The 20,490-nt window shown below is 71.1% G+C and carries 16 protein-coding genes; 7 read left to right on the top strand and 9 right to left on the bottom strand.

Features of this window, described 5'->3' with window-relative positions:
• The first annotated feature begins 30 nt into the window (after positions 1–30).
• Complete coding sequence (locus tag ACIGXE_RS17145) at positions 31–552, top strand: hypothetical protein (RefSeq protein ID WP_399748053.1); 522 nt, start codon at positions 31–33, stop codon at positions 550–552.
• A gap of 55 nt (positions 553–607) precedes the next feature.
• Here the strand turns inward: ACIGXE_RS17145 and ACIGXE_RS17140 are convergent, their stop codons facing one another.
• From ACIGXE_RS17140 to ACIGXE_RS17115, 6 genes are all read right to left on the bottom strand, one after another.
• Positions 608–970 carry a DUF1304 domain-containing protein gene (locus ACIGXE_RS17140; protein ID WP_399748051.1) on the bottom strand — a complete coding sequence of 121 codons (363 nt, stop codon included), beginning with the start codon at positions 968–970 and terminating at the stop codon, positions 608–610.
• Between the two features lie 13 nt (positions 971–983).
• Complete coding sequence (locus ACIGXE_RS17135; protein WP_399748049.1) at positions 984–2,156, bottom strand: aldose epimerase family protein; 1,173 nt, start codon at positions 2,154–2,156, stop codon at positions 984–986.
• 119 nt (positions 2,157–2,275) lie between these two features.
• A complete protein-coding gene (locus ACIGXE_RS17130; RefSeq protein WP_399748047.1) occupies positions 2,276–3,751 on the bottom strand; it encodes a non-reducing end alpha-L-arabinofuranosidase family hydrolase in 1,476 nt (491 codons plus the stop codon).
• Between the two features lie 65 nt (positions 3,752–3,816).
• A complete protein-coding gene (locus ACIGXE_RS17125) occupies positions 3,817–4,647 on the bottom strand; it encodes a carbohydrate ABC transporter permease (protein WP_399748045.1) in 831 nt (276 codons plus the stop codon).
• Complete coding sequence (locus ACIGXE_RS17120) at positions 4,644–5,621, bottom strand: carbohydrate ABC transporter permease (RefSeq protein WP_399748042.1); 978 nt, start codon at positions 5,619–5,621, stop codon at positions 4,644–4,646. Before ACIGXE_RS17120 ends, ACIGXE_RS17125 begins: the two co-directional genes overlap by 4 nt.
• Positions 5,622–5,625: 4 nt before the next feature.
• Positions 5,626–6,918, bottom strand: coding sequence for an extracellular solute-binding protein (locus ACIGXE_RS17115; protein WP_399748040.1), 1,293 nt, complete (start codon positions 6,916–6,918; stop codon positions 5,626–5,628).
• A gap of 233 nt (positions 6,919–7,151) precedes the next feature.
• Here ACIGXE_RS17115 and ACIGXE_RS17110 point away from each other — a divergent pair, with 233 nt between their 5' ends.
• The 3 genes from ACIGXE_RS17110 to ACIGXE_RS17100 all read left to right on the top strand — a co-directional run bounded on the left by ACIGXE_RS17110 (position 7,152) and on the right by ACIGXE_RS17100 (position 12,428).
• Positions 7,152–8,165 carry a LacI family DNA-binding transcriptional regulator gene (locus ACIGXE_RS17110; RefSeq protein ID WP_399748038.1) on the top strand — a complete coding sequence of 338 codons (1,014 nt, stop codon included), beginning with the start codon at positions 7,152–7,154 and terminating at the stop codon, positions 8,163–8,165.
• A 321-nt stretch (positions 8,166–8,486) separates the two neighbouring features.
• Positions 8,487–9,929 carry an endo-1,4-beta-xylanase gene (locus ACIGXE_RS17105; protein ID WP_399748036.1) on the top strand — a complete coding sequence of 481 codons (1,443 nt, stop codon included), beginning with the start codon at positions 8,487–8,489 and terminating at the stop codon, positions 9,927–9,929.
• 132 nt (positions 9,930–10,061) lie between these two features.
• Positions 10,062–12,428 carry a beta-glucosidase gene (locus tag ACIGXE_RS17100; RefSeq protein ID WP_399748034.1) on the top strand — a complete coding sequence of 789 codons (2,367 nt, stop codon included), beginning with the start codon at positions 10,062–10,064 and terminating at the stop codon, positions 12,426–12,428.
• Positions 12,429–12,518: 90 nt separating this feature from the next.
• Here the strand turns inward: ACIGXE_RS17100 and ACIGXE_RS17095 are convergent, their stop codons facing one another.
• Complete coding sequence (locus tag ACIGXE_RS17095) at positions 12,519–13,532, bottom strand: LacI family DNA-binding transcriptional regulator (protein WP_399748032.1); 1,014 nt, start codon at positions 13,530–13,532, stop codon at positions 12,519–12,521.
• A gap of 300 nt (positions 13,533–13,832) precedes the next feature.
• Between ACIGXE_RS17095 and ACIGXE_RS17090 the strand changes: the two genes are divergently transcribed.
• Entirely contained in the window at positions 13,833–14,798 is a 966-nt protein-coding gene (locus ACIGXE_RS17090; RefSeq protein WP_399748030.1) for a glycoside hydrolase family 6 protein, read from the top strand.
• A gap of 91 nt (positions 14,799–14,889) precedes the next feature.
• Positions 14,890–16,170, top strand: a complete 1,281-nt coding sequence (locus ACIGXE_RS17085; protein ID WP_399748028.1) for a glycoside hydrolase family 6 protein — start codon at positions 14,890–14,892, stop codon at positions 16,168–16,170.
• Positions 16,171–16,212: 42 nt separating this feature from the next.
• Here the strand turns inward: ACIGXE_RS17085 and ACIGXE_RS17080 are convergent, their stop codons facing one another.
• Together ACIGXE_RS17080 and ACIGXE_RS17075 are read right to left on the bottom strand one after the other, a co-directional pair.
• Positions 16,213–16,734: a universal stress protein gene (locus ACIGXE_RS17080; protein WP_399748026.1), complete on the bottom strand. Its 522-nt coding sequence runs from the start codon at positions 16,732–16,734 to the stop codon at positions 16,213–16,215.
• 4 nt (positions 16,735–16,738) lie between these two features.
• On the bottom strand, positions 16,739–18,034 hold the full coding sequence (locus ACIGXE_RS17075) for an SLC13 family permease (protein ID WP_399748024.1): 1,296 nt from the start codon (positions 18,032–18,034) through the stop codon (positions 16,739–16,741).
• Positions 18,035–18,263: 229 nt separating this feature from the next.
• Between ACIGXE_RS17075 and ACIGXE_RS17070 the strand changes: the two genes are divergently transcribed.
• Positions 18,264–20,432 (top strand): glycoside hydrolase family 9 protein, encoded by a 2,169-nt coding sequence (locus ACIGXE_RS17070; protein ID WP_399748022.1) that lies wholly within the window; start codon positions 18,264–18,266, stop codon positions 20,430–20,432.
• Positions 20,433–20,490 lie beyond the last annotated feature (58 nt).

Here is a 20,490-nt window from a genome sequence, read left to right as displayed (position 1 = left end):
GGCGACGGCGCGGTTCGGTAGGTTCTGGCCATGACCACACCCCACTCCGACTACGACTCCACCCGCCATCCCGACCTCCTGGTCTGGCTCACCGAACGCGAGGCCGCCTTCGAGAGCTGGGCTCGGGAAGCCGGCGGCGTCGACCGGTTCGACTTCTCCGACGCTTCCCTCGACGCCTTGGAAGACCTGGTCGAGGAGAGGTTCGCCGAGCCGGAGGAGATCACCGCACAGCGCCGCTCCCCCTTCGTCCAGGGTGCGGTGTGGTACATCGGCGAGACCCTGCGCCGACGGCGCGAGGGCTGGGTATGGAAGTTCGAACCGGACGTCGCCTTCGGCGTGCTGCCGGCGTTCTATCCGGCGGTCCCGGACCCCGCGTACCTGGACACCCCCTGCGTCGGCGCACCCGACGCCAAGCCCGGCGAACACTGGTACCCCCTGAACACGCTGCGCCGACTCCTCGTCACCGAGGACGAGTTCGACAACCCGGTCGACGAACGGCTCGTGGGCATGATCGAAGGCTGGTACGACGAGGACGAGGAGGACGACGAGTGACCGGCGCCCGCGGCGCGGGCAGCGGCACCCTCGTCGTCCTGCCCGTCATCGGATCTCAGCGGGCTGCCAGCACCAGTGCCAGACCGACGAGCGCCGGAACGGTCTGCACGAAGAGGATCTTCCGGCTGGCCGTGGCGGCTCCGTACACGCCGGCCACGGCCACGCACACCAGGAAGAACACCTTCGCCTGGAAGCCCACCGGGTCGGAGGCCACCACGCCCCAGACCAGCCCGGCGGCGAGAAAGCCGTTGTACAGCCCTTGATTGGCCGCGAGCGCCTTCGTCTCGGAGGCGAACTCGGCACTGGTCCCGAACGCGGCCCGGGCTCGCGGACCGGTCCACAGGAACATCTCCAGGACCAGGATGTACACGTGGAGAGCGGCGATGAGCAGCACCACGACGCTTGCGAAGATCGACATGGGCGCCAGACTCTCACACGGCACGGGTGGCGAAGGAGTGGAGCGTCGTCGAGCGATAGGTCCGGCCCGGGCGGAGCACCGTCGGCGGGAAGGACGGCTGGTTGGGCGAGTCGGGGAAGTGCTGGGTCTCCAGGCAGAAGCCGTCACCCTGCCGGTAGACCTTCCCGGAGGAGCCCACCAGCGTGGCGTCGAGGAAGTTCCCGCTGTAGAACTGCACGCCCGGCTCGGTGGTCGCGATCCGCATCACGCGGCCGTGGACGGGCTCCGTGACGGTCACGACGTACTGCGGCTTTTCGGTGAGTCCCTTGTCGAGCACGAAGTTGTGGTCGTAGCCGCGGCCGAAGACGACCTGCGGGTGCGCGTCGCGGATGTCCCGGCCGATGGGCTTGCCGGTGCGGAAGTCGAAGGGTGTGTGCGCGACCCCGGCGAGTTCGCCGGTCGGGATGAGGGTGGAGTCGACGGGGGTGTAGCGGGAAGCGGCGATCCTCAGGGTGTGGTCGAGGATGCTGCCGCTGCCTTCGCCGGCGAGGTTGAAGTAGGTGTGGTTGGTGAGGTTCACGACGGTGGCCCTGTCCGTGACGGCCTCGTAGTCGACGCGGAAGTCGCCGCGCGGGGTGAGGACGTAGTCGACCCGGACGCGCAGGGTGCCGGGGTAGCCCATCTCGCCGTCCGGGCTGACACGGCGCAGGGTGAGGCCGGTTTCCCGCCCCCGCGCGTACGGCTCGACGTCCCACACCCGTTTGTCGAAGCCCTTGTCCCCGCCGTGCAGGCTGTTGGGGTCGTCGTTGATCGGGAGTCGGTACGTCGTGCCGTCGAGCGTGAAGGTGCCGCGCGCTATGCGATTGCCGTAGCGGCCGATGACGGCGCCGAAGTACGGGCTGCCCGCCACGTAGTCGTCGAGGTTGTCGAAGCCCAGCGACACGTTCGCGTACCTTCCGCGCCGGTCGGGGATGTCGAGGGCCTGGACGATGCCGCCGTACGACAGCACGCGCAGCCGGGTGCCTCCCTGGGCCACCGTCCAGCGGTGGACGGGTGTGCCGTCGGGCAGGGTCCCGAAGAGCTCCTTCGCCGGCCTCCCCTCCGGTCGTTTTGCGCCTCCCGAGGCGAACGCCGGGGCAGTCCCCACGGTGGCCGCCGCCACTCCGGCGGCGCCTGCCGCCATCACCGTACGTCTGTTGATCGTCATGTCGCCGTCGCTCCTCGTCGTCGGATGTTCGGTATTTCGGTCCACGTTCGAAGTGGCGGGCCCGGTTGTCCCCGAGCCCGCCACGCCTGCCCCGCCGGAGCGGGACCGGTGCCTCGTCGTCAGCGCTGCAGCGTCAGCAGACCCGGCCGGTAGGGCCACAGGCCGTAGTCGCCGCCGGAGCGGGGATCGCGCCCCTGGTAGAGGAATCGCAGGTTGCAGGGATCGACGGTCATGGTCTGATCGGGACCGGTGCGGATCAGTTCGCCATGGCTGATGTCGTTGGTCCAGGTGGCGCCGCTGTTGGCCTTGCCGGCGAAGGGATTGGCCTCGGTCGCGGCCTGGGGTGTCCATGAGCCGTTCAGGCTGGGGGCCGTGAAGGAGCGGAAGTACCGGCCCTGCGAGCCGATCGCCTCGACGAGCATGAGGTAGCGGTCCTGGCCCTGGAGCTTGTAGACCTGCGGGGCTTCGAACAGGTTGTTCGTGGTGTCGCTCATGACCACGGTCGAGGTGGCGCCGAAACTGCCGGGGAAGCTGCCGATCGGCATGCTCGCCCGGTAGATCTTGCCGTTGTCGCCGGCGAAGAACAGGTACATGTTCGTGCCGTCACCGATGAGCGTCTGGTCGATGGGCCCGGTTCCGGACTCGGCGATGCTTCCGGAGAAGAGCTCCTGCTCCGCCGACCAGCCGTTCGGGTTGGTGGGGTCGCTCGATGTCCGGTAGGAGAAGGCCGTCCTGCCCCACTGGTAGGCGAGCACCCAGATGTTCTTGGGAGCGAAGTAGAAGAGCGTGGGCGCGACGGCGGAACTCGACATCGCGGTCTGGCCGGCCGAGGCCATCTCCGACCAGTCGGTGAAGGGGGTGAAGTTCATCGAACCCCAGCCCGCTCCCGTCCCCGCCGCCCCGTGCGTCGTCGCGTAGACGAGGTTCCTGCCGTTGTAGGGCACGACGGTGAAGTCCTTGAGCGAGGCCCATCCTGCCTTGGGCTGCGCCAGCGCGCCCGTGGACGTCCAGCGGTACGTCGACGGAAGGGTGCACGCGCCGGGGGTGCCGGCGCCGACCTTGACGAGCTGCCACTGCTGGTTGGCACCGCCCCAGTCGTCGTACTGGACGATGTTCGCGCCGTCGGCGGTGGAGGCGCCCTGCACTTCCAGGGCCTTGCCGCTGTGGCGCGCGACGAGCCTCACGTAGCCGTCCGGGCTGTCGGCGAGCCGCCACTGCTGGTTGGCACCGTTCACGTCGGTCCACTGGACGATCGGACCGCCGTTGGCGGTGGAGCCGTTGGAGACGTCCAGCACCTTGCCGGAGTGGCGGGACTTGATGCGGTAGTAACCGCCGCCGGAGTCGACGAACTGCCATTGCTGCTGGTTCTGGTCGTTCCTCGTCCACTGGGTGATGCGGGCCCCGTCGGTGGTCGCCAGGTTGTAGACGTCCAGGGCCTTGCCGCTGTTGCGGTTGACCAGCACGTACCAGGCGTTGGTGTCGACGGTTGCCGCCTCGGCGGGCTGGGCGCCGAAAAAGGTGGCCAGGAGCGGCAGCGGCGCAAGGAAGGCGAGCAGGCGTTTCCAGTGGATCGGTGACCGGTGGCGTAACCGCATCAGAAGTACTCCTTCGAGGTGTGGGGTGAGGTGGACCCGGGGGACCGCGGGGGCGGTCGCGTCGGTCAGCCCTTGGTGGCGCCCGCGGTGAGGCCGCCGATCAGCTGCCGCTCGGCGACGGAGTAGAAGGCGAGGGCGGGAACCATGGCGAGCACGATGTAGGCGAGGACGAGTGCGTAGTCGGTCGAGTACTGGCCCTGGAACTGCTGGACGCCGACGGGGATCGTCTGCCATCGCGGGTCGGTGAACACCAGCAGCGGCAGGAAGAAGTTGTTCCAGCTCGTCACGATCGCGAGCACCGAGACCGTGCCGAGCGCCGGGCGCGCCATCGGCAGCAGGATCTTCCAGAAGAAGCGGAACTTGCCGCAGCCGTCCATGACCGCCGCCTCCTCGACCTCCGCCGGGATGGTCCGGAAGAAGCCGCGCAGAATGATGATCGTCATGGGGAGGCCGAAGGCCGCCTGCGGCAGGATCACCCCGAGCGGGTTGTCGAGCAGGCCGAAGGTGCGCAGCATCAGGAACAACGGCAGCACGGCCACCGCGAACGGGAACATCAGCCCGATCGTGAACAGCGTGTAGAACAACTCCCTGCCCCGGAAGGCGTAGCGGGCCAGCACGAAGGCGGCCATCGCGGAGGCGGCCACCGTGCAGCACGTCGTGCCGATCGCGATGCCGGCGCTGTTGGCGATCTGCCGCCAGAACATTCCGTCGCCGAGAATGCTGGTGTAGTTGCCGGTCCGCCACTGCTCCGGCAGCCCGAACGGATTCGTCGTCAGCTCGCCCGTGCTCTTGAATCCGGAGATCACCGCGTAGAGCAGCGGTACGACGACGAACGCGCCGATCAGCCAGACCACGGCGTGCAGCGAGAGGCCGCGGGCCGTCCCGCGGGCGTTCACCGGTCACCTCCGGAGGTGACGGCCCCGCTCAGGTCACGGCGGAGCACATAGCGCTGGTAGAAGAGCGAGAAGATGAGGCTGATCATGAACAGCACGACGCTGATCGCGCCGGCGTAGCCGACCTGGTAGCGCTTGAACCCGAACTGGAACATCGAGATCGCCATCGTCTCCGAGGAGTGGTTGGGCCCGCCCGCGGTCATGACCCAGACCAGGTCGAAGAGCTGGATGGACCCGATGATCGAGAGGAAGACACTGATCCGGATCGTCGGGCCGAGCAGCGGCAGCGTCACGTACCGGAAGCGCCGCCAGGCGCCGGCGCCGTCGAGGGAGGCGGCCTCGAGGAGCTCGGCCGGGATGCCCTGCAGCCCGGCGAGGAAGAGCATCATGTGGAAGCCGAAGTACTTCCAGGTCATGACCACGAACACGGTCGGCAGGGCGGTCGAGGGATCGGCGAGCCACGTGCCCTGAAGCCCCTCCAGGCCGAGGGCGCCGGCAAGATGGTCGGCCATGCCGTCGTCGGGAAGGAAGATCATCGTGAAGAGGACCGCCGTGACCACCTCGGACAGGATGTACGGCGCGAAGAACAGCATCCGGTAGACGGCCCGGCCGCGCAGCCTCTGGTTGAGCAGGACCGCGGTGAACAGCGCGAACGGCAGCTGCACCGTGATCGACAGGACGATCAGGTACAGCCCTCGCCCCAGGTCGCCGAGGAAGACCTGATCGGCGAAGAGCCTGGTGTAGTTCGCGAAGCCGACGAAGTCGTCCATGGGGCCGATCCCGCCCCACTTGAAGAAGCCCGTGTAGACGGCGACGACGATCGGGGCGAGGACGAAGACGAGGAAGAGGACCAGAGCGGGGACGAGGAACCAGGCGACCGACGCCCACCTTGCCCACTCACGCAGGCGCGACCGGGCCGGGGAGAGCGGGCGCACCGGCACGGCGTCCACCGTCCGCTCTTCGGTCAGGGTGGTCACGGAGCTAGGCACTCTTCGCAGCCTCGGTGATCGACGTGGTGACCTGCTCGGGCGTCTTCCTGCCCGCGATGAGGTCGGCGACGCTGTCGTTGACCTCCTGGCCGACCGCCGGCGGGTATGCCTGGTCGAGGTAGAGCTGGAAGCCCGTCGCCCTGACGAGGCTGTCGGCCACCGCCTTCTTGTTGGCGTCGGTGAGCCGGCTCTCCGCGCCCTTGACCACCGGCAGGTAGCCGTTGGACGCCAGCAGCTTGGGCTCGTTGTCCAGCACGAAGAACTTCAGGAAGTCCAGCGCCTCCTTGGGGGCGCCCTTGCGCAGTGCGAAGCCGCCGCCACCACCGAACACGTCGGTGGCCCGGCCGGCTCCGCCGTCGACGGACGGGAAGGGGAAGAAGCCCAGGTCCGCTCCGAGGTCGGCGCCCGCGTCCTTCTGCACCGACGGCCCCCACTGCCCCATCAGCTCCATGGCGGCCTTGCCGTTGCCCATGGTCGCGGCCTGGCCGCCGGGGGTGGCGTAGCCGGCGCCGAGGAAGGCGGTCTGGAACGGCTGGAGGTCGACCAGCTCCTTGAGGTGGGTGCCTGCCTGGACGAAGCCGGCGCCGGTGAAGTCCTTGTTGGTCGCGGCCTGCTGGAGGGCGGGGAGGCCGGCGACGCGCATCGCGAGGTAGGCCCAGTAGAAGTGGCCCGGCCACTTCTCCTTGCCCGCGAGGGCGATCGGGGTGATGCCCGCCGCCTTGAGCTTCCTGACGTCTTCGAGGAACTCGGCCCAGGTGGCCGGCGGAGTGGTGATCCCGGCCCTGGCGAAGAGTTTCTTGTTGTACCAGAAGCCGACCATGCCGATGTCGTAGGGCACCCCGTAGGTCCGGCCGTCGAACTGATAGGCCTGCAGCGAGACCGGGGTGAGGTCGGACGACCAGTCCAACGCGTCGGTGAGGTCCTCGACGAGACCCGCGTCGACCTGCTGCCGCAGCACGCCGCCGCCCCAGGTCTGGAAGACGTCGGGGAGCTTGCCCGAGGAGGTGGTCGCGGTCAGCTTGGACTTGAACGCCTCGTTCTCCAACGAGGTCGTCCTGATCGCGATGTTCGGGTGAGCGGACGTGAACGCCGAGGAGATCTGCGGGAAGAGGGACTTGCCCGGTTCCGTCGTGGCGATGTTCCACCACTCCAGGGCGACCTTGCCGTCGGCCGCCGGCTTGCCGCCGGTACCGCCGGCTCCGCAGGCCGCGGTCAGGGAGACGGACAGTGCGGCCAGGCCGGTGAGGGCCAGGAAGTTCCGTCGGCTCGGGAGGGTGCTGGTCATGGGACCTCCGGGGTGGGGATGCCGGTGATGCGCCCGAAAACTTTTCGAAATACTCTCGAATTCTGTGCCGCCATAAGCTAGGAACGTGAGGCCGTCCGGTCAAGAGTTGTCACCGATTTCCCTGAAGAACAGCGCCTGTTGACGGCCTTGACAGGCAGGGCGAGCCGCGCGGAGACTCTTCGAAAGTTTGCGAAACCTGTCGCCGGCCACGGCGTGCTGGCAGAGGAGGGAAGTTGAGCGAACGGCGTCCGACCCTGGCCGTCATCGCCGCGGAGGCAGGGGTCTCGCAGGCCACCGTGTCCAAGGTGATCAACGGCCGCTCCGATGTCGCACCCGCGACCCGCAAACGGATCGAGGGCCTGCTGCGGTCCCACCACTACCTCCCGCCCGGCCGGCAGGGCAGAGCCCGCAGATCGGGCCTCGTCGACCTGATCATCGGCGGTCTGGACAGCGCCTGGGCGGTGGAGATACTGCGCGGCGTCGAGGCCGAGTGCGCCCAGCGGGGCGTCGGCACCGTGGTGTCACTCGTCCCGCCGGGCGAGGCCACGCCGTCCAGTTGGGCCGCGCTGCCGGTCCTGCACCACAGCGACGGCGTCATCCTCGTCACCGCCTCGGTCACCCAGGCCCAGCGCGCCCAGGTCGAACGGGCCGGAGTGGCGCTGGTCGTCATCGACCCCATCGACCTGCCCGGCAACGGCGTGCCGAGTATCGGAGCGACCAACTGGGCGGGCGGCCTCGCCGCCACCGAACACCTGCTGGAACTGGGGCACCGCCGGATCGCCACGATCGGCGGACGCAGGGAGATGCTCTGCAGCCGGGCCCGCATCGACGGGTACCGGACCGCCCTGGAGCGGGCCGGGATCGAGGTCGACCGCGACCTGATCAGGTTCGGTGACTTCCAGCACGAGGGCGGATTCCGGTGCGCCCAGGAACTGCTCGCCCTCCCCGAGCCGCCGACCGCCGTCTTCGCCGGCAGCGACCAGCAGGCGATGGGCGTCTACGAAGCCGCCCGACAGGGCGGGCTGAGCATCCCGCGGGACCTCAGCGTGGTCGGCTTCGACGACCTGCCGATGTGCGAATGGCTGTCACCGCCCCTGACGACGGTGCGCCAGCCGCTGGAGGAGATGGGCCGGGTGGCCGCCCGCACCCTGTTCCACGTCATGGAGGACCAGCCCCTGGTCACGTCACGGGTGGAACTCTCGACCGAACTCAAAGTCCGGCTCTCCACCGCCCCACCCCGCGACTAGGAGCAACCCCCGGCCGCCCCGGGCCGAGGACCGACCCTCATCGAAAGGATTTCGATGAGGGTCGGCGCTTCAGACAGGCGGTCCCCGGACCGCCAAGAGGTCAGGAATCTCGAAAGATTTCGAAACTCTTGACATGTTTCTGCGGGGTTTCCACACTGAATCCCGAGCCGCTTCCGCCCCTCCGCCCCAGTGCCGAGCGCCGGCCTCGAAATCATTTCGCTTCATGGTCCGCGCCATTCGCCCCTGAATACGGGCGTCGTCGGCGTGGATTCATTCTGCCGCGCTCAAATCCTTCCGCGATTTTCATCCTGGAGGTTCTTCATGCGCTCGAAAGCCGTTCCCCCCTCCACCGTCCGCCGAAGGGTCGGCGGTCTGTGTACGGCGCTGGTCGTCGGCGTCCTCGGTTCCGCCATCGCCCTGGCCACGCCGTCGTCCTCCCAGGCCGCCGAGAGCACGCTCGGCAGCGCGGCGGCGCAGAGCGGCCGCTACTTCGGCACCGCCATCGCCTCCGGCAGGCTCGGCGACTCGGCGTACACGACGATCGCGGGGCGCGAGTTCAACTCGGTGACGCCCGAGAACGAGATGAAGATCGACGCCACCGAACCCCAGCAGGGTCAGTTCAACTTCACCGCCGGCGACCGCGTCTACAACTGGGCGGTACAGAACGGCAAGCAGGTGCGCGGCCACACCCTGGCCTGGCACTCCCAGCAGCCCGGCTGGATGCAGAGCCTCGGAGGCAGCACGCTGCGCCAGGCGATGATCAACCACATCAACGGCGTGATGGCCCACTACAAGGGCAAGATCGTCCAGTGGGACGTCGTGAACGAGGCGTTCGCCGACGGCAGTTCGGGAGCCCGGCGCGACTCGAACCTGCAGCGCACCGGCAACGACTGGATCGAGGTCGCCTTCCGCACCGCACGCGCCGCCGACCCGGCCGCCAAGCTCTGCTACAACGACTACAACATCGAGAACTGGACCTGGGCCAAGACCCAGGCCGTGTACGCCATGGTCCGGGACTTCAAGCAGCGCGGCGTGCCCATCGACTGCGTCGGCTTCCAGTCGCACTTCAACAGCGACAGCCCGTACAACGGCAATTTCCGCACCACGCTGCAGAGCTTCGCCGCACTCGGTGTCGATGTGGCAGTCACCGAGCTCGACATCCAGGGCGCCTCGGCCACGACCTACGCCAACGTGGCCAACGACTGCCTGGCCGTCCCGCGCTGCCTCGGCATCACCGTCTGGGGGGTGCGCGACACCGACTCCTGGCGGGCGGATCAGACGCCGCTGCTGTTCAACGGCGACGGCAGCAAGAAGGCCGCCTACACCGCTGTCCTCAACGCGCTCAACGCCGCCTCCCCCACCCCCACTCCGACCCCCTCACCCGGTGCCGGACAGATCAAGGGCGTCGCTTCGGGCCGCTGCCTGGACGTGCCCGGCGCCACCACCACCGACGGCACCCAGCTCACCCTGTGGGACTGCAACAACGCCGTCAACCAGCAGTGGACCTACACCGCCGCAGGTGAACTCAGGGTCTACGGCGACAAGTGCCTGGACGCCGCCGGCACCGGCAACGGCACCAAGGTGCAGATCTACAGCTGCTGGGGCGGCGACAACCAGAAGTGGCGCCTCAACTCCGACGGATCCATCGTCGGCGTCCAGTCCGGCCTGTGTCTCGACGCCGCCGCCAACGGCACCGCGAACGGCACCCCGATCCAGCTCTACTCCTGCTGGGGCGGCGGCAACCAGCGCTGGACCCGTACCTGACCCGCACGCGGTTCCCCCCACCCCTCCTCAAGGACACGTCCTGTCCGAGCTCCCCGTCGTGAACGTCCATCTGTTCTCCCGGCAGGCCCTGGTCCAGGGCCTGCCGGGAGTCGGAGGAAAGGGACCGAAACCGTGGCCACCGAGCCCCAAGCCCCGTACCCCGCCTGGCGCGACCCCGCGCTGAGCGCGGAAGCCAGAGTCGACGCGCTGATCCGCGAGATGACCCTGGAGGAGAAGACCGCCCAGCTCTACGGCGTGTGGGTGGGAGCCTCCGACGAAGGTGCCGAAGTCGCCCCGCACCAGCACGACATGGAGGAGCCGGTCGACCTCGACGCGCTGCTGCCCGACGGTCTCGGCCAGCTCACCCGCCCCTTCGGCAGTGGTCCCGTCGACCCCGCCCTCGGCGCCCTCTCCCTGATGCGGACGCAGCAGCGGATCACCGCCGCGAACCGGTTCGGCATCCCGGCCGTCGCCCACGAGGAGTGCCTCGCGGGCTTCGCGGCCTGGGGCGCCACCGCCTATCCCGTCCCCCTCGCGTGGGGAGCCACCTTCGACCCCGCGCTCGTACGGGAGATGGCCGCCGCCATCGGCCGCGACATGCGGGCGATGGGCGTGCACCAGGGGCTCGCCCCCGTTCTCGACGTCGTGCGCGACGCCCGCTGGGGGCGCGTCGAGGAGACCATCGGCGAGGATCCGTACCTTGTCGGGACGATCGCCACCGCGTACGTCCAGGGTCTGGAGTCCGCCGGCGTCGTCGCCACCCTCAAGCACTTCGCCGGCTACTCCGCCTCCCGGGCCGGGCGCAACCTCGCACCCGTCGGCATGGGCGCGAGGGAGCTGGCCGACGTGATCCTGCCGCCGTTCGAGATGGCGGTCCGGGAGAGCGGCGTCCGGTCGGTGATGCACGCCTACACCGACACCGACGGCGTCCCCTCGGCCGCCGACGACCGCCTGCTCACCGGCCTGCTCCGGGACACCTGGGGCTTCACCGGCACCGTCGTGGCCGACTACTTCGGCATCGCGTTCCTGAAGACCCTGCACGGCGTCGCCGGCACCTTCGGAGAGGCGGCCGGAGCAGCCCTCGCCGCCGGCGTCGACGTCGAGCTGCCCACCGTCAAGACCTTCGGCGCGCCCCTCCTGGACGCGGTCCGGAAGGGACACGTGCCCGAGGAGCTGGTGGACCGGGCCGTCCGGCGGGTCCTCCTGCAGAAGACCCGGCTCGGGCTGCTCGATCCCGACTGGAGCCCGGCCCCTCCGGCACTGCGCGGCGCCGACACCACGGCCGCCCCCGACACCCTCCGGGGCACGGTCGACCTGGACCCGGCCGCCAACCGCGAGCTGGCGGGCCGCATCGCCGCACAAGCGGTCGTCCTGCTCCGCAACGACGGCACCCTGCCGCTCGACCCGCGCACCCCGCGCCGGATCGCCCTCATCGGTCCCAACGCCGAAGCTCCCACCGCCGTCCTGGGCTGCTACTCCTTCCCCGTCCACGTCGGCGGACAGCACCCCGCCACCCCGCTCGGCATCGAGCTGCCCACCCTGCGCGAGGCCCTCGCGGCCGAGTTCCCCGAAGCCGAGGTCCTCGTGGCACGGGGAACCGGCATCGACGACGACGCAACCGAGGGCTTCGCCGAGGCCCTCCGGCTCGCCCGCCGCGCCGATCTCGTCGTGGCGGCCCTCGGCGACCGTGCCGGACTCTTCGGGCGGGGCACCAGCGGCGAGGGCTGCGACGCCGCGTCGCTCGACCTGCCCGGAGCCCAGCGGCTGCTGCTCGACGCGCTCCTGGACACCGGGACACCGGTCGTGACGACCCTCCTCGCCGGCCGGCCCTACGCGCTCGGCCGCGCCGCCGACGAGTCCGCCGCGATCCTGCAGGCCTTCTTCCCCGGCGAGGCCGGGACCGCCGCGATCGCCTCCGTCCTCAGCGGACGCACCGACCCGAGCGGCCGGCTGCCCGTCAGCGTGCCCCGCCTCGCCGGCGCCCAGCCCTCCACCTATCTGGCCTCCCGCCTCGGCCACGCCGGTGAGGTCTCCAGCATCGACCCGACGCCGGCCTTCGGCTTCGGACACGGCCTCACCTACACCACCTTCGAATGGAGCGACCTGGACATCGAGACCACCGAGGTCCCCACGGACGGCGACATACTGCTCGCCCTCACCGTGACGAACACCGGCGGCCGCGCCGGATCCGAACTCGTCCAGCTGTATCTGCACGACCCGGTGGCCTCCGTGGTCCAGCCCCTGCGGAGACTCGTCGGGTACGTACGGGTCGACCTGGCCCCCGGGGAGAGCAGACGGATCCGCGTGACCGTCCCCACGGACCTCGCGTCGTTCACGGGCAGGGCGGGGACGCGCGTGGTGGAACCGGGAGCGCTGGAGCTGCTGTTCAGCGCCTCCAGCACCGACCCGCGGCTGACCGCCGGGATCACCCTGACAGGACCGGTGCGCCGGCTGGACCACCGTCGGCGCCTGCATGCCACCTGGCGCGTCCGCTCCTAGGTCCTGTCGTCACACTCCCGTCGTTGCCCGGAGGGCGGCCCCGCGGCGTCAGCTGCGTCGCGTTGCAGGGGGGCCTGGCGGGGCGGCCCGTCAGGCGCTGGCGCGGGGGACCAGGCGCGTGGGGAGGATCAGCGGGGTGGGGTCCTGTCCGTTGAGGAGCGCGACGAGCATGCGCGCCATCTCCCGGCCGAGACCCTCCACCGGCTGGTGCACCGTGGTCAGCGGCGGGTCGGACATCCGCGCCACGGGCAGGTCGTCGAAGCCGATCACGGCGACGTCGGAGGGGACCGAGCGGCCGGCGTTCCGCAGCGTGCGCAGCGCTCCGACCGCCATGTTGTCGCTGGCGGCGAACACGCCGTCCAGGTCGGGGTGGTTCGCCAGGAGTACGGCCATGGCGGCGGCTCCGCCGGGCTCGGTGAAGTCGCCGGCTTCCGGGGGGTACGGTTCGAGTCCCGCCGCCAGCACGGCGTCCCGGTAGCCACGGTGTCGGGCTCGCCCGACCTCGGTGTCCAGGCGCCCGCAGATCGTGGCCACGCGGGTCCGGCCGGCCGCGATGAGGTACTCGGTCGCCGCGCGCGCCCCGCCGACGTTGTCGACGTCCACGTACCACCGGGGTTCCAGACCGACCGGCCGCCCGCCGAACACCACGGGCAGCTCCGCCTCCTGGGCCAGGCGGGCCAGCGGATCGTCCTCGCGCAGCGCCATGAGCATCACGCCGTCGGCACCCCTGGACCTCAGGAGCCGCTCCACTCGCCGGCGGCCCCGTTCGGAGGCGGCCAGGCAGAGCATGAGGTGCAGATCGGCGTCCTCCAGGGCGGCCGAGGCCCCGACGATCACCTGGGCGAAGAAGGGATCCGCGAAGATCGACGGATCCTCTCCCGAGATGACCAGGGCGGCCGCGCCGGTCTGCCGGGTGGCCAGCGCGCGGGCGGTCGGATGGGGTACGTACCCGAGCTGACGGACGGCCCGTTCGACCGCCTCGCGTTTGGCGCGGCTGACGTGCGGGGCGTTGTTGAGCGCACGCGAGGCCACCGACCGCGAGACACCGGCCAGTTCGGCCACCTCGTCGAGTGTCGACTGCCGGCGTGGCGCACCTTCGGCCATGATCCGCCTCTCCTGTCGCGACCAGAACCCACGGAAGACCGGGAGCGCTTCCAGTGCGACCGACTGTAAAGCCTTCCCGCTGTCATGTGAAGTGCTGGTTAAACCGCAGCACTTGACAGGCCTGACAGGGCATCACACGATACCGACACACCCCACGGCAGCCGAAGCCCGGGCTGGTACCGCTTCCAGTGGGAGCGCTTCCACGGCCGTGGGGCGCCGTACCACCGCACTTCCTCAGTGCGCCGCCCGCTCGGGACGAGAGCGTGCGGCGCGTCCCCCACCAGGAATCGAGGTACCGTCATGCGCCGCCGAATCCGCGCCCTCGCGGCAGCCTTCCTCGCGCTGCCGTTGGCGCTCGCCGTCGCGCCGTCCGCCCACGCGGCGGACCCGACCACCATGACCAGCGGGTTCTACACGGACCCGAACTCCAGCGCCAAGCAGTGGGTCGCCGCCAATCCCGGCGACGGCCGGGCGCCCGCGATCGACGCGTCCCTCGCCCACACGCCCCAGGCCCGCTGGTTCGGCTCCTGGAGCGGCACCATCGGAACCGCCACGGGCGCCTACGTCGGGGCGGCGGACTCCCGGGACAAGCTGCCCATCCTGGTCGCGTACAACATCTACCACCGGGACTACTGCGGTGGTCAGTCCGGAGGCGGAGCCGCCTCGCCGTCCGCCTACGCGACCTGGATCGCGCAGTTCGCCGGCGGGATCGCCAACCGCCCGGCCGTCGTCGTCCTCGAACCGGACTCCCTCGCGGACTACGGCTGCATGAACCAGACCCAGATCCGCGAACGCCAGGGCATGATCACCGGCGCCGTGGCCGAGTTCAACCGCCAGGCCCCCAACACCTGGGTCTACCTCGATGCGGGCAACCCCGGCTGGGTGAGCGCCGGGACGATGGCCCAACGCCTCCACGAAGCCGGCCTGCGCCAGGCCCACGGCTTCTCCCTCAACATCTCGAACTACTACACCACCGCCCAGAACACCGCCTTCGGCAACGCCGTCAACAGCGAACTGGCCGCCCGCTACGGCTACACCAAGCCGTTCGTCGTCGACACCAGCCGCAACGGCAACGGCTCCAACGGCGAGTGGTGCAACGCCGCCGGCCGCCGCATCGGCACGCCCACCCAGCTGGGAGGCGGCGCCGAGATGCTGCTGTGGATCAAGGCCCCGGGAGAGTCCGACGGCAACTGCGGCGTCGGGACCGGTTCCACGGCCGGCCAGTTCCTCCCCGAGGTCGCCTACAAGATGATCTACGGCTACTGACCCCGGACCCCTGTGGCTCGGTACCTCCCCGCGACCGGGCCACAGGAACCCACAGATCCGCCTCCCGTGCCACCCTCGACCAGGAGCCAGCATGAAGCCACCCAGCCTTCGGCGCCGTGCGACCGCCGCCCTCGCGGCGCTCGCCGCCTGCGCCGCCCTCACCGCGACGCAGGGGCAGGCGCAGGCCGCGCCCGCCGGGGACACGATCATCCCGGCGACGAGGTTCTACGTGGACCCGCACGGCAAGGCCGCCAGGCAGGCCCTCTCCGATCTCCGGAACGGCGACTTCGCGAACGCCGTGAACATGGCGAAACTCGCGAGCTGGCCGCAGGCCGAGTGGTTCACCGAGGGCACACCCGGTGAGGTCCGGCTGAAGGTGGAGACGCTGGTCCGCAAGGCCCGTGCGGTCGACCGGACCCCCGTCCTGGTCGCCTACAACGTTCCCGGCCGGGACTGCTCGCAGTACTCGAGCGGCGGAGCCGCCTCCTCCGCCGCCTACCGGCAGTGGATCGACGCCTTCGCCGCCGGTATCGGCGACGGCAAGGCCGTCGTCGTGGTCGAGCCCGACGGCCTGGCCCTGCTCCCCAGCGACTGCGGGCCGGGCGTCGACCCGACCGGCGCACTCACGGCGGCGCGCATCGCCGATCTCGCGTACGCGGTCAGGACCCTCAAGTCCAGGGCCCGCACCGCGGTCTACCTGGACGCGGGCAACGTCCTCTGGCGGCCCGTCGGCGACATCTCGCGGCGACTGCTCGACGCCGGCGTCCGGTACGGCGACGGCTTCGCCCTCAACGTGTCCAACACCCACCCCACCGACCACAACGCCCGGTACGGCACCTGGATAGCCAAGTGCATGTGGTTCGCCACCGAGGGGCCCGAGTACGCCCGCGACCACACCGACTGGTGCGCCACCCAGTACTACTCGTCGGCCGCGCCCAACGACGGCGTCCCCGGCAACGCCGTCGACTCCGCCGACCCCACCACCTGGCGCTGGACCGATGCCTGGTTCGACCGGAACGTGGGCACCCCGCCGGACGACCGGCTGCACCACTTCGTCATCGACACCAGCCGCAACGGTCTGGGCGCCTGGACCCCGGTGCCCGGCAAGTACACCGGAGACCCGGAGATCTGGTGCAACGCGCCCGGCCGCGGCCTCGGCCCCCGTCCCACCGCCGACACCGGCGTCCCGCTCGTCGACGCCTACCTGTGGATCAAGATCCCCGGCGAGTCCGACGGCAGCTGCACCCGCAACACCGGCGGCACGATCGATCCCGAGTACGGCATCGTCGATCCGCCCGCCGGCACGTGGTGGCCCGACCAGGCCCACACGCTCGCCCGCAACGCGGCACCGCGGCTGACCTTCAACCGCTGAGCTCGGCTCGCTCGTGGCCGACGGAGGTGCGTCGCCCGTCGGTCAGGAGGCGTGATCAGGGGGAGGCGGCGGCATGGTGGGCAGCCCCGGCGCCGGCTCGGGCCATACGAGCAGCAGCGGGCAGGGGGCGTGGTCCACGACGAAGCGCGCTGCCGGGCCGAGGCTGTGCGGTCCGAGGCGGGTGCGGTCGCCGTCCCGGGCCAGGATCAGCAGGTCGCCGCCCTCCGCTGCGGCGACGACCTCGCGTTCGACCCGCCCGGTGCGCTCGGTGCGGGTACAGGGGCGGCCCAGTCGGCCGGCGGCGTCGTGGAGCAGTTGCTGCGCGGAGGCGGCGGCGAGGTGTTCCACGCGCGTGCCGGGGTCCCGCCCCCAGCCCTCGGCCGGGCGGTGCCCCGCGGGGTGGCCCCGGCCGAGGAGTCCGGCGAAGGCACCGTGAGCCGCGCCCGGGACGTCGGCCGGGGTGACGTGCAGCAGGACGACCTCGGCGTCCGGCGGGGTGTGCGCGCGTGCGGCGTCCACGCAGGCGCGCCAGGTGCCCTCGACGATCCAGACGACCACGACCATGGGGTCAGCCTCCTCCGATGACGGTCAGGGAAAGCCACAGTGCCGGTACGGCGGCGGCCAGGCTCGCGGGGACCGCGTACCCGCCGAGCCGGGTGAACTCCTTGAGCTCCACCTCGCTGTCGTGGGCGTGGACGATGCGTCTCCACAGCAGAGTGGCCAGCGAGCCGGCGTAGGTGAGGTTGGGTCCGATGTTGACGCCGAGCAGGACGGCGAGCACGGCGCCGGGCCCCGAGGGGGCGGTCAGGGGCAGCAGCACGAGGACCGCGGGCAGGTTGTTGATGACGTTCGCGAGGACGGCGGCCAGCCCGGCGAGCGCGAACAGGTCCGCCGGCCCCGTACCTTCGGGGATCACGTGCCGCAGCGCGTCGTCGAGACCGTTGTCCACCACCGCCAGGACCACGATGCCGAGGGCCAGGACAAAGGCGAGGAAGGGCACGGAGGCGGCGCGCACCAGCGCCCGGGGCGTGGTGCGGCGCCTGATCAGGGCCCGGACGGCGAGGGCCGACGCGCCTGCCAGGGCGGCCCAGGCCGGGTCGATCCCGATCACCGACGTCAGCACGAAGCCGGCCAGCGTGCATCCCACGGTCACCAGGGCGAACAGCGGCAGCGGCGGCTGCTCGGCCTCCGCGGGGGCCTGGGCTCCGGCGTCCAGGTCGGTGGCGAAGAAGCGCCGGAAGACCAGGTACTCGACGCCGATCGCCGCCGCCCACGGCAGGGCCATCAGCGCGGCGAACCGGGTGAAGGTCAGCCCGCTCGCCGTGAAGGCCAGCAGGTTGGTGAGGTTGGAGACCGGCAGCAGCAGGGAGGCCGTGTTCGACAGGTGGGTGCAGGCGTACACATGCGGCTTGGGGCGGGCGCCGATCCGGGCCGCGGTGGCGAACACCACCGGCGTCAGCAGCACGACCGTGGCGTCCAGGCTGAGCACGGCGGTGATCGCCGACGCGGCCAGGAACACCTGGGCGAGCAGCCTCCGCGGCCGGCCCGCCGCCGTGCGCGCCATCCACGCCCCGCAGGCCTGGAACAGCCCTTCGTCGTCGCAGAGCTGAGCCAGCACCAGGACCGCCGCCAGGAAGCCGATGACCGGTCCGAGCCGCTCCGCCTCGGCCAGGGCGTCGTCGAGGGAGATGGCCCCGGTGGCGACCACGAGGGCGGCGGCCGGGACGGCCACGACCGCCTCCGGCCATCCGAACGGACGGATGACCGCACAGGCCAGCACGAGGACGAGCAGGGCCGCGGACAACGTCTCCGCGAGCTGGGGGTTCAGGATCCGCTCCTTCCGTAGCGGCGGCCAGGCGTCCATGCCGTCGCCGCGAACGCTACCCCTTCGGACCTCGCACTCCGCGATGCGCCGCGGGGCGACCGGCTTGTGTCCACCTTTGCCGCGTCCGTTGACGGTGGCGAGCCCGCGTCACTACTGTGCGCTCCAGATTCCGACTCATCGACCCGCGTTCGGCATTTCGGAACTGGGAGCGCTCCCATCGACTCTCACCCGACGGGGCCGCGCCCGTCACGAAGGAGATGTGATTGACATGGCCACTTCATTACGGCGCCTCGGGCGAGGGCGCTCGCTACGACTCCCCACCGCCCTGCTGGCGGGCGCCCTCCTCTTCGGCGGACTCACGCCCGCACCGGCCGGCGCGAGCGTCCCCACCACCGCGGCGGCGACCACGGCCGTACGCGTCAACCAGGTCGGCTACCTGCCGGACGGCCCCAAGCGCGCCACCGTCGTCAGCACGGCCACACAGGCGCTCACCTGGCAGCTGCGGAACGCGGCCGGGACCGTGGTCGCCTCCGGCTCGACCGTCCCGCGCGGCGCGGACACCCCCTCCGGGCAGTCGGTCCAGGTGGCCGACTTCTCCTCGTACCGGAGCACCGGCTCGGGATACGTCCTGGCGGTGGACGGCAGCGACAGCGCGCCCTTCGACATCCGCGCGGACCTCTACGACACCCTGCGCGCCGACTCGATGGCCTTCTTCCACCACCAGCGCAGCGGCATCGCCGTCGACGCCTCCCTCGTCGGCTCCGCCTACGCGCGCCCGGCCGGCCACCTCGGAGTCGCACCCAACCTGGGCGACACGTCCGTCCCCTGCCAGACCGGGGTGTGCGACTACTCCCAGGACGTCAGGGGCGGTTGGTACGACGCGGGCGACCACGGCAAGTACGTGGTGAACGGCGGCATCTCCACCTGGCTGCTCGTCAACTCCTTCGAGCGGGCCAAGCGCGCGGGCAGGGACGCGCCGCTCGGCGACTCGACCCTCCGCGTCCCCGAGCGCGGCAACGGGACGCCGGACGTCCTGGACGAGGCGCGCTGGGAGCTCGACTTCCTCATGCGCATGCAGGTGCCCGAGGGCAGGCCGTACGCGGGCATGGCGTTCCACAAGGTCCACGACGCGGCCTGGACCGGCATGCCCATGCGGCCCGACCAGGACCCCCAGCCCCGCGAACTGCACCGCCCGTCCACGGCGGCGACCCTCAACCTCGCGGCGGCCGCCGCGCAGTGCGCCCGGGTCTTCCGACCGTACGACTCCGCCTACGCCGACCGCTGCCTCGCGGCCGCCCGCCGGGCCTGGGCGGCGGCGCAGGCCAACCCGGCGGTGTACGCGCCGGCTTCGGACAGCACGGGCGGCGGCGCCTACGAGGACACCCGGGTCACGGACGAGTTCTACTGGGCGGCCGCCGAGCTGTACGCGACGACCGGCGAGAGCGCCTACCGGGACGCGGTCACCTCCTCGTCCTGGCACACCTCCGCCGACGCCTTCGGCCCGTACGGCTTCGGCTGGGCGGACACGGCCGCGCTCGGCCGACTCGTCCTGGCCACGGTCCCGAACGGACTGCCCGCGACGGACCTGGCCCGGGTCCGGGCCTCGGTGACCACGGCCGCCGACGGCTACCTGTCCCGGATGGCCGCCCAGGGCTACGCGGTGCCGGTCCCGGCGGACGGCTACTTCTGGGGCTCGAACGGCGAGGTCGCCGACGACGCGGTCGTCATGGCCGTCGCCGGTGAGCTGTCCGGCGACGGCCGCTACCGCACCGGCGCGCTCGAAACACTGGACTACCTGCTCGGCCGCAACGCCCTCGGCCGGTCGTACGTGACCGGCTACGGCGAGACGTCCTCGCAGAACCAGCACCACCGCTTCTGGGCCCACCAGCTGGACGCCTCGCTGCCCCACCCGCCGGCCGGCTCGCTCGCGGGCGGTCCCAACAGCGGGCTGCAGGACTCCGTGGCGCAGGAGAAGCTGGCCGGCTGCGCCCCCGCCGCCTGCTACGTCGACGACATCGGCTCGTACTCGACGAACGAGGTGGCGATCAACTGGAACGCCCCGCTGGCCTGGCTCTCCGCGTACGCGGCGGAGCGGACCTCCGCCGGCGGCGAACCGCCCACCGCCGCCTGTGCGGTGACGTACGCCGTGAACAACGTGTGGAGCAGCGGCTTCACCGCCACCGTCACCGTCAGGAACACCGGTCCGACGGCGGTGGACGGCTGGCAGCTGACCTGGACGTATCCGGGCGGCCAGCGCGTCACCAGCGCCTGGAACGCCACCGTCACCCAGAACGGCACCGCCGTCAGCGCCCGCAACGCCGACTGGAACAAGGCGATCGCCCCGGGCGCGAGCGCCGGTTTCGGAGTCCAGGGAACGCACAGCGGGACCAATCCCCCGCCCACCGCCTTCGCGCTCAACGGGCACGCCTGCGCCTGATCCGGTGCCGGCCGGGTCCGGGCGGACGATTCCGCCCGGGCCCGGCCGGCGCCCCACC

This window comes from Streptomyces sp. NPDC053431 (genome assembly GCF_044544925.1).
GTDB lineage: Bacteria > Actinomycetota > Actinomycetes > Streptomycetales > Streptomycetaceae > Streptomyces.
This window is presented reverse-complemented; position numbering and strand designations above follow the sequence as displayed.

Excerpts from the sequence above, each read along its gene's own strand:
- ACIGXE_RS17145 (WP_399748053.1), top strand. The coding sequence starts at position 31 with ATGACCACACCCCACTCCGACTACGACTCCACCCGCCATCCCGACCTC.
- ACIGXE_RS17140 (WP_399748051.1), bottom strand. The coding sequence starts at position 970 with ATGTCGATCTTCGCAAGCGTCGTGGTGCTGCTCATCGCCGCTCTCCAC.
- ACIGXE_RS17135 (WP_399748049.1), bottom strand. The coding sequence starts at position 2,156 with ATGACGATCAACAGACGTACGGTGATGGCGGCAGGCGCCGCCGGAGTG.
- ACIGXE_RS17130 (WP_399748047.1), bottom strand. The coding sequence starts at position 3,751 with ATGCGGTTACGCCACCGGTCACCGATCCACTGGAAACGCCTGCTCGCC.
- ACIGXE_RS17115 (WP_399748040.1), bottom strand. The coding sequence starts at position 6,918 with ATGACCAGCACCCTCCCGAGCCGACGGAACTTCCTGGCCCTCACCGGC.
- ACIGXE_RS17105 (WP_399748036.1), top strand. The coding sequence starts at position 8,487 with ATGCGCTCGAAAGCCGTTCCCCCCTCCACCGTCCGCCGAAGGGTCGGC.
- ACIGXE_RS17095 (WP_399748032.1), bottom strand. The coding sequence starts at position 13,532 with ATGGCCGAAGGTGCGCCACGCCGGCAGTCGACACTCGACGAGGTGGCC.
- ACIGXE_RS17090 (WP_399748030.1), top strand. The coding sequence starts at position 13,833 with ATGCGCCGCCGAATCCGCGCCCTCGCGGCAGCCTTCCTCGCGCTGCCG.
- ACIGXE_RS17085 (WP_399748028.1), top strand. The coding sequence starts at position 14,890 with ATGAAGCCACCCAGCCTTCGGCGCCGTGCGACCGCCGCCCTCGCGGCG.
- ACIGXE_RS17080 (WP_399748026.1), bottom strand. The coding sequence starts at position 16,734 with ATGGTCGTGGTCGTCTGGATCGTCGAGGGCACCTGGCGCGCCTGCGTG.
- ACIGXE_RS17075 (WP_399748024.1), bottom strand. The coding sequence starts at position 18,034 with ATGGACGCCTGGCCGCCGCTACGGAAGGAGCGGATCCTGAACCCCCAG.
- ACIGXE_RS17070 (WP_399748022.1), top strand. The coding sequence starts at position 18,264 with ATGGCCACTTCATTACGGCGCCTCGGGCGAGGGCGCTCGCTACGACTC.